12 protein-coding genes and 2 pseudogenes are annotated in these 13,241 nt (G+C 40.5%); all 14 read left to right on the top strand.

Going from position 1 to position 13,241, the window contains the following annotated elements; translation table 11 throughout:
- Positions 1-3 precede the first annotated feature (3 nt).
- The 14 genes and pseudogenes from rffA (at position 4) to N8M93_RS18395 (ending at position 13,222) form a co-directional block, all read left to right on the top strand.
- Positions 4-1,134 (top strand): dTDP-4-amino-4,6-dideoxygalactose transaminase, encoded by a 1,131-nt coding sequence (gene rffA / locus N8M93_RS18460; protein ID WP_261134121.1) that lies wholly within the window; start codon positions 4-6, stop codon positions 1,132-1,134.
- Complete coding sequence (locus N8M93_RS18455) at positions 1,097-2,788, top strand: DUF6044 family protein (protein ID WP_261134120.1); 1,692 nt, start codon at positions 1,097-1,099, stop codon at positions 2,786-2,788. Before rffA ends, N8M93_RS18455 begins: the two co-directional genes overlap by 38 nt.
- A 345-nt stretch (positions 2,789-3,133) precedes the next feature.
- A pseudogene (locus N8M93_RS18450) lies at positions 3,134-3,325 on the top strand (glutaredoxin family protein); the annotation flags it as partial.
- Positions 3,326-3,472: 147 nt separating this feature from the next.
- Entirely contained in the window at positions 3,473-4,126 is a 654-nt protein-coding gene (gene sleB / locus N8M93_RS18445) for a spore cortex-lytic enzyme (protein WP_261134118.1), read from the top strand.
- Between the two features lie 179 nt (positions 4,127-4,305).
- The gene (locus N8M93_RS18440; protein ID WP_261134117.1) at positions 4,306-5,202 is read left to right on the top strand and encodes a rhodanese-related sulfurtransferase; all 897 of its coding nucleotides are present in this window, start codon (positions 4,306-4,308) and stop codon (positions 5,200-5,202) included.
- A gap of 17 nt (positions 5,203-5,219) precedes the next feature.
- Positions 5,220-5,606, top strand: coding sequence for a kinase-associated lipoprotein B (locus tag N8M93_RS18435; RefSeq protein ID WP_261134116.1), 387 nt, complete (start codon positions 5,220-5,222; stop codon positions 5,604-5,606).
- A gap of 153 nt (positions 5,607-5,759) precedes the next feature.
- Positions 5,760-6,944: a stage II sporulation protein P gene (spoIIP, locus tag N8M93_RS18430; RefSeq protein ID WP_261134114.1), complete on the top strand. Its 1,185-nt coding sequence runs from the start codon at positions 5,760-5,762 to the stop codon at positions 6,942-6,944.
- A 126-nt stretch (positions 6,945-7,070) separates the two neighbouring features.
- Positions 7,071-7,715: a YpjP family protein gene (locus tag N8M93_RS18425; RefSeq protein ID WP_261134112.1), complete on the top strand. Its 645-nt coding sequence runs from the start codon at positions 7,071-7,073 to the stop codon at positions 7,713-7,715.
- Positions 7,716-7,860: 145 nt separating this feature from the next.
- Positions 7,861-8,031: a hypothetical protein gene (locus tag N8M93_RS18420; protein ID WP_261134111.1), complete on the top strand. Its 171-nt coding sequence runs from the start codon at positions 7,861-7,863 to the stop codon at positions 8,029-8,031.
- The gene (locus N8M93_RS18415; RefSeq protein ID WP_396125696.1) at positions 7,994-8,854 is read left to right on the top strand and encodes a prohibitin family protein; all 861 of its coding nucleotides are present in this window, start codon (positions 7,994-7,996) and stop codon (positions 8,852-8,854) included. Before N8M93_RS18420 ends, N8M93_RS18415 begins: the two co-directional genes overlap by 38 nt.
- Positions 8,855-10,083: 1,229 nt before the next feature.
- On the top strand, positions 10,084-10,878 hold the full coding sequence (locus N8M93_RS18410; protein ID WP_261134110.1) for a thymidylate synthase: 795 nt from the start codon (positions 10,084-10,086) through the stop codon (positions 10,876-10,878).
- On the top strand, positions 10,875-11,357 hold the full coding sequence (locus N8M93_RS18405; RefSeq protein ID WP_261134109.1) for a dihydrofolate reductase: 483 nt from the start codon (positions 10,875-10,877) through the stop codon (positions 11,355-11,357). The genes N8M93_RS18410 and N8M93_RS18405 overlap by 4 nt, the downstream gene beginning before the upstream one ends.
- Before the next feature lie 110 nt (positions 11,358-11,467).
- Positions 11,468-12,441, top strand: a pseudogene (locus N8M93_RS18400) (HD domain-containing protein).
- 256 nt (positions 12,442-12,697) lie between these two features.
- Positions 12,698-13,222, top strand: a complete 525-nt coding sequence (locus N8M93_RS18395; protein WP_261134107.1) for an acyl-CoA thioesterase — start codon at positions 12,698-12,700, stop codon at positions 13,220-13,222.
- Positions 13,223-13,241: the final 19 nt, after the last annotated feature.

Raw genomic sequence — 13,241 nt, 5'->3', positions numbered from 1 at the left:
ACGATGATTCCATTCAATAAACCATGTGTAACAGGAGACGAAGAAGCTTATATCCAACAAGCAATACGCAATCAAAAGCTATCTGGAAAAGGAGAGTTTGGGGAAAAGTGCACAGAGTGGCTGGAAAACCGTCTAGGCTGCGAAAAAGCTCTGCTTACCCCCTCTTGCACACATGCTCTAGAGATGACTGCTCTGTTGACAGACATCCAGGAAGGTGACGAAGTAATCATGCCTTCTTATACGTTCGTTTCAACTGCAAATGCTTTTGTGCTTAGAGGAGCGACCATCAGGTTCGTTGATATCTCCCCAGATACGATGAACATTGATCCTACGATGATCAAAAAAGCAATTACTGAGAAAACGAAGGCGATTGTCGTCGTCCACTATGCAGGAGTTGCCTGTGATATGGAAGAAATCATGAACATTGCAAACAATTATGATATCTGGGTCATAGAAGATGCAGCCCAAGCATTGTTAAGCACGTACAAAGGGAGGCCATTGGGTACGATCGGTCACTTCGGCACGTTCAGTTTCCATGAGACGAAAAATTACACGTGCGGAGAAGGTGGCGCACTGATCATCAATAGTGTCAATTCGATTCAACATGCGGAAATCATACAGGAAAAAGGAACAGATCGTTCTCAGTTTTTAAAAGGAATGGTTGATAAGTACACCTGGCAGGATGTCGGTTCCTCGTATTTATTGAGTGATCTGAATGCTGCTTATTTGTATGCACAACTTGAAAATGCCGATTTGATCAATGAGGAAAGGCTCCGATATTGGGAACACTACAAAGAGGGACTTCAACCGTTGGCAGTTAGGAACTTGATCTCAACGCCTCATGTCCCGGAAGATTGTGGACATAACGCCCATATGTTCTATATAAAAACAGACAAGAGTGATGATTGCGACCGGCTGAGAGAGTATTTGGATGATCAAGGGATCATGGCAGTACCGCATTTTGTACCATTACATCCGACAAATGCTGGGGAGACATACAGCGAGTTCTTTGGTGAAGACAAATATACGACATCGGAAAGCGAAAAAATTTTGCGCTTACCTCTTTATTATGGAATGGGAGATGAGGCTTTAGAACATGTGGTCGAACGTATTCACAGTTACTATGAAATATAAACACATTTGGATTCCTTGTGTTATATTGCTCGTTTTTCTATCTCCCTACTATATTCTTGGACAAGATACACATATCAGGCTCCATGATAATATGGATTCGAACATTGTATGGTTCAAGTTGCTTTCAGAAAGCAATCTGATATTCTCTTTGGATGGGACACTCCCGAATGTGATCAACGGACTGCCGAGAGACGCGTTGCCATCCAGTTTGGACGCGATGGTCTGGCTGTATATCATGTTCAAACCATTCACAGCTTATGTCATCAATCAGACGATCATGCGATTTGTTGCGTTTTACGGGATGTATAAATTATTGAATTCACATTTTTTAAAAGGTGGGAATGGTACGAAATGGCTTTCTTCCGGGGTAGCACTCTGTTTTGCTTTGCTGCCATTTTGGCCATCAGGTGCTCTGTCTATTGCCGGATTACCTTTAGCCTTCCATCTTTTCTTGACGATCCGTAAGCTTGGAAAAGAAACGCCGAAGCGCAATTGGGTTTTGTTATTGCTGATCCCATTTCACTCTAGCTTCATTTTGACGTTCATCTTTTTCCTTGCCGGAATCGGTTTACTTTGGTTGTGGGACTTGTATCGTACAAGACGATTCAACGGGCTGTTCTTTACAGCAATAGCTGCTATGACTTCCATCTTCCTGGTGAAAAACTATCTTTTGATCGATTCGGTCCTTTTCAATGAGGAGCATATTCCGCATCGCAATGAATTCAATCTGGGGCATAAAGATCTGAAAGGTGTATATGAACTGTTCATCCATGATTTTTTGAATGCCCATACGCATGATTGGACGTTTCACAAGACACTCATACTACCTACTGTCCTTGTCGCTTTAGCAGTCGGATTTACAAAGAAATTCATTCCATACCATATGATATTGGCAGTGGTTGTGAATGTGCTGTTGTCAGCATTTTATGCAATATGGTATTGGGAAGGACTGCGAGTGTTGAAGGATCAATTCATGCTGGTGAACACGTTCAACTTTGCCAGGGTCCATTTTCTAAGTCCATTATTCTGGTACCTGGGCTTCGGCATTGCCCTGGGGATCATATGGAAGCATGTCAAGTTGGGTAAGGTGTTCGTCGGGATACTGATCATTTACCAAAGTGTGATTCTTTTTCAGACAGGAGAAGAGTTCAAATATGAAAAAACCGCGACCCCGACGTTCAACGAATTCTATTCATCCTCATTGTTTGCTGATATTGAGAAGTACATAGGGGAGGAGCAGTCTGAGTATCGTGTTGTCAGTGTCGGACTACATCCCGCAATCGCTCAATACAACGGTTTTTACACATTAGATACGTATAATGTCAGCTTTCCGCTTTTTTATAAACACCAATTTCGAGAGGTGATCGCTTCGGAATTGGAGGAAAGTCCTGTTTTGGAAAATTACTTTGATACGTGGGGAAGCAGGTTGTATATGTATGTCAGTGATTTAGGCAAACACTACTTCTTTACGAAAAAAAGCGATAGAACACTTGAACAACTGGATATCAATACTGAAGCATTGAAAGAACTTGGCGGCAATTATGTGTTTTCAGCATTACCGATTGAAAACCATAAGGAGATTGATTTGGTTTTCGAAAAAACGTTCGAAAATGAGAAGTCTCCTCTTAAAATTTATTTATACAGAATAGAATGAGCTTTTTTAGAAGCATACTATTTGCAGTTGGCATTCACAGTTGCTATTTTTAAATTAGGATTTAAATTATTGATTGAACATGTGAAATTCACTCCCTTTCCACGGGCGATTTGCAAACCACGCTCTACTCTAGCTGAAACCAAGTTGTCCAAATCCGTTAACTGAAAAACATGGCTTTCGGGTCTCGCTTGGGTCTCTTTTCCCCGCTGGAGTGTCGTGAATTTCGCCCAGATATTTTTTTGTGAAGAAACAACATTAAAATCTAAAAGAAAAATTTAAGGAGTTGTTCGTATGTCTCGACAAAAAGTAATTGTATATTCCCAGCCTTCCTGACCGCCATGTCATGTCGTGAAAGAGTTTCTTTCACATCATAATGTAGATTTTGAAGAATATAACGTTGCAGAAGACGATAAGGCAAGGGACGAAATGATTGAGAAGTACGACTCGATGGCTACACCGACAATAGTCATCGGTGATCAGGTACTTACAGGATTCGAACCTGATCAACTGACGAAAATATTGAATCTGGCTGATTGAAAGAGCAGTGTCGTGCTGCTCTTTTTTACTTGCAGCTGATCCATATTATAATGGAAAATAATTCTTCTAATACCTTTGACCTCCTATTGTGTGAGTCATAAGTCCCTATTAAACTTAGTGGCGTACACTTTTCAAGGAGGTGTAATTATGTTTACAAAGCTATTGAAAGTTACATTAGCTGTTGTATTTGCTGCAGGTACGATAGCAACATTACCTACACAAGAAGCAAGTGCTCACTCTAAAACCGTAAAAATAGGTGATTCACAAGGATATGTGTGGGATGTACAGCATCGTTTGCAACAGTTAGGTTTCTATAAAGGTAAAGTTGATGGTGTATTCGGTTCTGCCACGAAAAATGCTGTCATCCGTTTCCAAAAAGCAAATGGTATCAAAGCGGATGGAGTTGCTGGAAATGGAACATTTGCAAAACTCTACAATCAAACTTTCACTGTAGATGAAATTCAAATGATGGCGCAAATGGTCCACGGAGAAGCGCGTGGAGAATCTTTTGAAGGGAAAGTAGCGGTAGCAGCAGTAATCATGAACCGTCTCGATTCATCCAAATTCCCGAATGATGTAAAAGAAGTTCTTTTTGAAGATCTGGCTTTTACAGCAGTAGCAGATGGACAGTACTACTCAACACCTGATGCTCATGCATATAAAGCAGTATACAGTGCCATCAGAGGGTGGGATCCATCGAAGGGTGCCACATTCTATTTCAACCCGAAAACTGCAACTTCCGATTGGATCTGGTCTCGTGAACAGATCGTCCAAATTGGAAAGCATATTTTTGCAAAATAGATATAGAAGGAGTGGAGGGAATGACTTACGGGTCATTCTCTTTTTTCAGTTCGAATGATTTCCTTATGATGCTTTCTTACTGATTTTTAGAATTATGGACTGAATATGTATGATTACATAAAAAGGTCGATTTCTGGTAAGATATAGTTTGGAAAACGAATTGATAAAAGGTGAGTGTCATGTCAGAAGGAAAAAACAAGTATGAAGTTTTGCTTTTTTATAAATATGTGCCCATCGATGACCCGGAGTACTTTGCGAAGAAGCATCTGAAGTTTTGCAAGGAACTTGGTGTATTGGGACGAGTTCTGGTTGCAAAAGAAGGGATCAATGGAACGGTTTCTGGTACGTTGGAACAGACCGAAGCCTACATTGAATTTTTCCGTAAGGATTCCCGTTTTGAAGATATGGAATTCAAGCAAGAAGAGACAGAAGGCCACACATTCAAACGAATTTCTGTAAAAGCGAGGGACGAAATTGTTACCTTGAAACTTGAGGATGACCTTAACCCGAATGAAGTGACAGGAACCTATCTTTCACCGAAAGATTGGCAGGAAACAATGGAGAATGAAGATGTCATCATCCTGGATGCAAGGAATGATTATGAATATGACATCGGGCATTTCCGTAATGCAATACGCCCTGACATCAAAGCATTCCGTGATCTTCCTGAATGGATCAATAAAAACCTGGCGGATAAAAAAGATAAGAAGATTTTGACCTATTGCACAGGTGGCATACGTTGTGAAAAATTCTCAGGGTATTTAGTACGTGAAGGATTTAAGGATGTGAACCAGTTACACGGCGGAATCATCAAATATGGACAAGACACGGAAACGAAAGGAAGCAACTTCTATGGGAAGTGTTTCGTATTCGATGACCGGATGACCGTTGACATTAACCGTACTGAGGATAAAAAAGTAGTTGGGAAATGTCTGCATTGCGGTCAAGATTCGGAACAGTTCGTCAATTGTCCGATCGATGAATGCGATAAACTTCATATTGCCTGTGAACCATGCCGTGAACGTTATCAAAACTGTTGTTCAGATGAATGTAAGGACGTGTATCTTACAACCTGATCAGAAAGGTGGTTACCATGACGATAGAAATCGGAGATAAAGTTACAGCATCCTACAAGACCGGTCGTTATGTAGGTGAAGTCATTGATTTCAAGCCGAAACTGGATAAAGCTGTCGTGAAAATCTTAGCGGTATTAGCTCATCCCAGGCAAGGTGACTTGCATGCGCCGAATCAAGTCGACGTACAGCTTTTTCATGAGAGAAAGGCTCTTGCCCATACTGAAAAAGCGCTAGTCCCGTTATCAAGTATCAAACCGTTTGAGGATGAAGTGCCGGATTACGACTTTTCGTTGATCAAATCGATTAAGGATCAAATGGCGAAACTAGTGAATGATGATAATGACTATGCGAAATTATCCTATCAAACGCTTGAAAATCTATTAAATGAGTATGAAAAAAATTAAGAATGACGAGAAGAAAAAACCGTGTCAGCCAATGTTGACACGGTTTTTTTGCGTTCTATCAAAAATGGTCCGTCTCAGTAAAAATAACTTCTATTTTTTGCTGCTTGTACATATTCATAGGATATGACACGGTATCGAAGGGACGGATTATAAATGAAGAAGAGCAACCGCCTTTTAAATAGATGGAAAAAGCCTGAAAATGAAACGTTTTTGAAACGTGCACTGTTTTTTTCTGCCATTGTATTCATTTTATTCTTAACAGTTTCAGTCCTCGCCTCCTCCTTTTTTGAAAAAAGGTTCCAATCCAGTTCATTGAAGGGAACATTACACATCTTCTCAACTGAACAATTGGTTACATTCATGGGGACCGTCAATCCATATTTCGAACAAGGTCTGCCGAACTCATACCAGCCACCATCCATACAGAGTTTATCCTTTGAACTGGCAACGAATATCAAACCTGGAGACATCCGCTCTTTACTAGGCAGGGAACTTCCAGGGTTTGCGATTTTCGATACAGAAATCATCGTTGCCGGTGAAGGGACAGATTACACAACTATTCCTATTGAATCTGCACCTCCGTTGGATGTTTTATTGAAAGAACGTGAAGTTGCCGAAGAAAAACTGAAAGTGGAAGACTCGCCGAATACACCTGAACCTGATCTGACCACTAATGGAAAGAAAGTCGTATATCTTTATCAATCCCATTCCTACGAATCTTTCCTGCCTTTATTGAAGGATGCGAAAGTTCCGAATGACGCACATACTTCGAATCCTGAAGCGAATATGATCCGGGTTGGCGGAATGCTGGCGAAAGAGCTGGAACAGCGAGGCATCGGCGTCCAGCAGGATAAAACGAATATCGGTCAAAAATTGAATGACCGTGGTTGGAATACGAACAACGCATACAAGCTCTCAAGAGAAATCGTAGAGGCAGCAGTCACTGGAAACCAAGACATCACATTTTCTTTTGATTTGCATCGGGATTCACTCAGGAAAGATAAAACGACTGCTAAGATTAATGGGGAGAATTACGCCAAACTGATGTTTGTCATAGGGGAAGCAAACCCGAATTATGAAAGAAACGAGCAATTGGCACGAGAACTACACGAGCTCTTAGAAGACAAGTATCCAGGACTAAGCCGTGGGGTCTTTAAGAAAAACAAAAGCCAGGGGAACGGTGTGTACAATCAAGACCTGTCTGATCGAGCAGCTTTGATCGAGGTAGGCGGAGTAGATAATAACCTGGATGAGATTCAACGTTCATTATCTGCTTTCGCAGAAGTATTCACTGAATTTTATTGGAAAGATGAAAAAGTCAATGCAGGAGGTCAATGATCGATATCGAATAAAGTATTCAGGGGATATACATTCACAATTTTCTCATAGTTATAGCGTCTTTTATGCCTGATTTTATGAGAGAATGAAGATACGAAAAATCACTGGAGACTGAGGTTGGTTGAGATGCCTGTTTGGTTGAGGAAAACGCTCGTCGTCTTGATTACTGTATTCACACTTGGAACCGTTTCACCTCCTCCGCACCTTCTTGCGGATAGTGATAAAAGTACAAATACGGAATCAGCAGAAAATTACTTAGAAACAAATACAATTACTAGTCCGCAAATAGAAAACGATCCTGAACCTGATTTCCATACCATGCCATGGCAGGAAATCGCAGCTACATATGAAGAAACAGAGGATCTTCAAGAAGCATTCGTAACGTATACTGTCATCCAGGCAACAGAACAAACCAGACAGAAATTCGGTGAGCGTATCGAATCAAGACGGGGGGAAGAATTCCGTTCTGTGATTCTTCCGAAAATAGAAGAAACGATCACCTATTTAAGTTCTGAATTGGATGAGGAAACGATGAGAAACCTGATGATCAGCGATCGTCCTACCAAAGGGAAAGGCGAGAAGATTTTCCATATTAAAAATGAAGCAACAGGGATGGATGTTTTCAGACTCCATGTCCGCCGGGAGAATCCGCCAGGAAAAGGCCACTGGTTTTCATTCCATTATCATGATGCCCGTGATGATTTTGCTTCTCACCATGAATTAGGAAGCATCTATTGGGACAGGAATACCCCTCCAAATTGGATGAGTTGAAATCAGCTTTCGAAATAAGCATGCCTCATTGGGTGCTTATTTTTTTGTTGTACGAATAACATGGGGAAGGAATATGATTTTTTCGTTACATTTTTGAAACCTTTTTGTAATTGATACGTAATCATTAGTGATAGGAGGGGATGACATGAAGGTATTCATTGGATCAGTCATTGTTGTGATTTTACTATGCATTGGTCTATGGCTATTGTTGTCACCGACATATACAAAGGTAGGGAAAGCTGCCAAGAAATATAAGAACTTTTGGGGGGAGACAGAGAATGGAAACAGTACAGATGCCGGAAAAAAAGAAAAATAACCGGAAAATTATCGGCGGAGTGATCGTAGGGATAACGATTGCTCTGGTTGTCGTCATAGCGACCTTTTTCATCCAACGTATTCCGAATGGATATGTCGGTGTTGTTTACAGTCCAAATGGAGGAGTTCAGGAAGATACTCTTGGGCAAGGCTGGCACATTGTCGGACTTTTTGATAAGATCACCGAATACCCGATCCGTATGCAGACGGTCGAATATCAGGATATCCAGGTAGCGACATCAGACGGGAAGAACATAACCATGGACTTCGCTTACAACTACAGCATACAGCCGGATAAGGTCGTCGAGTTGTTCAATAAATTCGGTCCGGTACCAGTTGAAGAGATTGAATCGACTTATTTGAGAACAAGGCTCTGGGACGCAGGACGTAAAGCTATTGCGAACTTCTCCGTAATTGATACTTATGGTCAAAAGTCATCAGCTGCTGGTATGGAAGTTCAGAAAGTCTTTTCAGAAGACGTCGGGGATCTTGGTTTCATCATCGATGATTTGACAATTGGTGTACCGAAACCTGATGATTCTACGCAAGAAGCGATTGATGCAAGGGTGAAAGCTTCACAAGAGCTTGAACGTAAACAGACTGAACTTAAAATCGCAGAGGCTGAAGCTGAAAAGAAGAAGATAGAAGCTGAAGCTACAGCTGAATATAACAATATCATCAATGAATCGATGACACCAGAAGTGATCCAATATATGTGGATCCAGAAGTGGGATGGCAAGATGCCTAAAGCGACAGGAACAGGTAACCTGATTCAAATCCCGCTTGAAGATGAACCTGCAACAACCCAACCGAAAACCAACTAATCGACGAATAAGAGACTTTTACAAATGAATGTAGTTCAATAGTAAACCCGAAAGATTTTTTAATTTACGTAAGAAATTGCATATGTAAATGCATAGATGAACGCACTATGTTTCGTAAAGTATTTGATTATTAATGAGCCGTACCATCAACCTTCAACGGATTGATGTGCGGCTATATTTTTATTCCGGGCTTATTAAACTAAAGTCCCCCGATCGAGAAAGAATGACTTATTTTAACACCTAACGGACACAGAGGACCTTATTTTTATGAACGACTTGTTTTTATAAAATCTAACGGACACAGGAGACCTTATTTGCTCCAAAATCAACAAAAACAATCGACTTTTTTACGAATAACGTCTCTGGTGTCCGTTAGCACACTGAAATTGGCTATTTTGTCACAAATAACGGCTCTCCTGTCCGTTAAGTCATTGCATTCCTTCTTCAACAATGCTGCCCGTTTGTTGAATGACTTCAAATTTGTATCTAAGTACAATTTTGGCGTACCTCATATTAACTTTAAAAATCTTGATGACTTTCGTATTTTAACAACAAAGCACATATTAAATTGATAGTTAATATGCAGGTCGATTTGCAAACATACAGGGGATTCTGGAAGGTTATAAATTCTAATGCAAATGGTCATACAATTTAACGTTGTCCGGGTTTTCTTTAATGAGCAATGAATGAAGGTTCCGCTTCCTCGACATCCTTTACTTTTCGTCATTCATTTTATCCATTATATTTTATAGTCCGTCTCTTCTGTTGGCAGTTAGAGTTATATCCCAGCCTCTTTTCTTTTGGTTCTTTTCTAAAAGAGTGTTCTTTTGAGTCAAGCAAATTGATTGAAATCAAGATGCGAGACTCCTTGAAAAGGAAAATCGCATTTACTTCGTGCGATGTAACGTTGCCGAAGCTTTCCTTGTCCTGCGGGATCAGCGTGCCTACTACCTGAATAATCTCCTTGTATGGCATGCGACGAGGAAGCTCGCTTCGACAGGACTTTCTCGTAGGCGCAGGAGCACAAATGCTTCCTTGAAAAGTAGACTCCTGAGGTCGCAAGGGGATGAGGGGGCTCACCGCACGCCCCGTGGAAAGCGAGCATCCTGAAGCGATCAACGACTTTATTTAAATCAACAACAAAGGCTCAGCTTTACCAAGTTTTCTTTTTCCCCTTAAAATTGTCTTCTGCTATAATTGAGACAGCCTGATTGAAAGAGAGGGGTAAGATGGAACAATATAAAGAACTGTGCCGTCATATTTTAGAGAATGGTGTGAAAAAGGAAGATCGGACAGGGACTGGAACAATCAGTGTATTCGGTTTTCAGATGCGATTCGATCTGCAAAAAGGATTTCCGCTGCTCACGACGAAAAAATTACATTTGAAGTCAATCATCCATGAACTGCTCTGGTTTTTGAAAGGGGACACGAATGTGAAGTATCTCCAAGAAAACGGCGTTCGGATCTGGAATGAATGGGCAGATGAAAACGGCGATCTTGGACCGGTGTATGGTAAACAGTGGCGATCGTGGACAAAGCCGGATGGAGGGACAGTCGATCAGATTTCACGAGTAGTTGAGGAAATCAAGAAGAATCCAGATTCAAGAAGGTTAGTCGTCAATGCCTGGAATGCAGGAGAACTTGATGAAATGGCATTGACACCGTGCCACTGTCTCTTTCAATTCTATGTTTCAGAAGGAAAACTATCATGTCAGCTCTATCAGAGATCAGCTGACACATTTCTAGGGGTTCCATTCAACATAGCCTCTTACGCCTTGTTGACGATGATGATTGCACAGGTTTGTGATCTGGAACCAGGGGAATTCGTGCATACCTTCGGTGATGCTCATATCTATTTGAACCACCTCGAACAAGTAGATTTGCAATTATCACGGGAACCAAGAGACCTACCTATTATGAAGATCAATCCTGAAGTGAAGTCCATCTTTAATTTCAAAATTGAAGATTTCACTTTGGAAAACTATGACCCTCATCCTCATATCAAAGGAGCTGTGTCTGTATGATTTCATTACTGCTTGCAATGGGAAAGAACAGGGTGATGGGTAAAGATAATGATTTACCGTGGCACTTGCCTGAAGATCTGAAGTGGTTCAAGCGGGTTTCAAGTGGACATACGATCATAATGGGGAGAAAAACCTATGAATCGATCGGTAAGCCTTTGCCGAATCGGAAAAACGTAATCGTCACGAACGATAAGAACTATGAAGCAGAAGGTTGTGTCGTAACCCATTCGCTCGATGAGGCCCTCCGCCAAGATGGCGAAGAATTGATCGTCATTGGAGGCGCTGAAATTTTCAAACAAGTGTTAGAGAAAGCTAGCAGGATTTATTTAACCTATATTGACGAAGAGTTTGAGGGTGATACATATTTCCCAGAACTTGATGAATCAAAGTGGAAATTGAAATCAAAAGAAAAAGGAATCAAAGACGAAAAAAATCCTTATGACTATTACTTCATGATATATGATCGGAATGAGATCTGATTTTACAAATCTGCTTCTAAGAATATACTATTTCTAAAAAAGTGTCCTGACTCCTATTTAAGGGGTCTGGCACTTTTTATGTAAATACGCTGTAAAAGGAGGGATTTTGTTTGGACATAGAAGACCCATTATATGGAAGTTTTTCGTTAGAACCGGTATTTGAAGAGTTGATCTGTACAAAAGCTGTACAGCGCTTAAAAAATATCCATCAAAATGGAGCAAGTTATCTGGTCAATCCTAAGTGGAACAATACGCGGTTTGACCATTCGGTTGGAGTCATGCTGCTTATCCGTAAACTTGGAGGAAGTATTGGAGAACAATTAGCGGCTCTCCTGCATGATGTCTCTCATACCACTTTTTCACATGTGGTTGATCAGGTTTTGAAAATACGAGATGAAGATTATCATGAACGAATCAAAGATAAGATCATCCAGGAATCTGACATACCGGCAGTACTCTCCAAACATGGATACGATGTGAAAGAGATCTTGGATGAATCGAATTGGTCTATCCTAGAACAGTCTGCTCCGCATTTATGTGCTGATCGTATTGATTATACGTTACGGGATTTATACGAATATGGTGAGATTACAAATTGGAAGTGGATTCTTTCTTGAATGATTTGGCTGTCATAGAGGGAAAAATACATGTGACAACGATTCGTGCCGGTGAGTGGTTTGTCCAGACCTATTATAAAGAGGTCCTCGATTTTTTCCTGCATCCCCTAAATGTTTACGGCAACCACCAAATGGCCAACATTCTAAAAATCGCACTTGAAAAAGCAATTATAGTTAAAGATGATTTTCTCAATACTGATGAAGAGCTATTAAGTTTTTTGAAGAAAAGTGGAGATAGTGAAGTGAAAAAAGAGTTGAATAAACTGGCTCAAGTATTAAACGTCTCGGAAGATAGAGAAGACTACAGTCTACATGTACGGAAAAAAGTACGGCTCATCGATCCTGATTATTATGATGGAGCACATAGTATACCACTCAGTGAACGTTCAGCATCAACAAAGAAACATAATGAAGTAGCTAAGGAAAGATCATTGCAAGGTGTGAAAATCAAAGTGACATATAAATAAAATTTCACGTACCGTACTAATAATAAAAAAAATCAAAAGCTAGTAATAAAAGAAATCTTAAAGAGTCTCGAAAAAGAATACAAGAATAAACACTGAAATTGAGAGGGAATATGTTCATGTTTATTTCTAGTATCTTGATGATGGTTGGCTTGAATTAGTAGCAATAGTTTATTTTGTTGCATGGTGTATCATGTATGAGATATGATAACCGCGTAAATGATAGTCATATGAATTCAAATCATAAGGAGCATGTATTATGACCGTAGAAGCTAAGAAAGTCAGCGAATCCAGAACAGTTAAAAGTAGTCATGTGCTTCCTCCAGATACGAATACCCACGGAACCTTGTTCGGTGGTAAATTGATGGCGTATATTGATGATGTCGCCGCAATTGCAGCAACTCGACATGCAAGAAAAAACGTTGTCACAGCATCAAGCGATTCCGTCGATTTTTTACATCCGATCAAGGAAGGTTATTCTGTTTGTCTTGAAGCTTTCGTTTCATGGACTCACAGGACCTCGATGGAAGTATTCGTGAAAGTCATTTCGGAGAACCTGTTGACGGGTGAAAGGAAGCTATGTGCTTTATCTTTTCTTACATTCGTTGCAATCGATGAAAAGGGGAATCCAACGCCAATAGCGAATGTCATACCTGAATCAGAAGAGGAAAAATGGTTGTTCGAAGGGGCGCCAGAACGTGCGGAAAGACGAAGAAAGAGGAGAGATGAAAGCAAACAGCTAGCCATGAAATTCGGAACAGAGAAACCATGGGAGAAATTATGAAGAACGATCAAGGGCCTGT

It is taken from the genome of Bacillus sp. Marseille-Q3570 (assembly GCF_946151055.1).
Classification (GTDB): Bacteria; Bacillota; Bacilli; order Bacillales; family Fictibacillaceae; genus Pseudalkalibacillus.
Note: the sequence above shows the minus strand (reverse complement) of the source record. Positions and strands in the feature narration are given on the sequence as shown.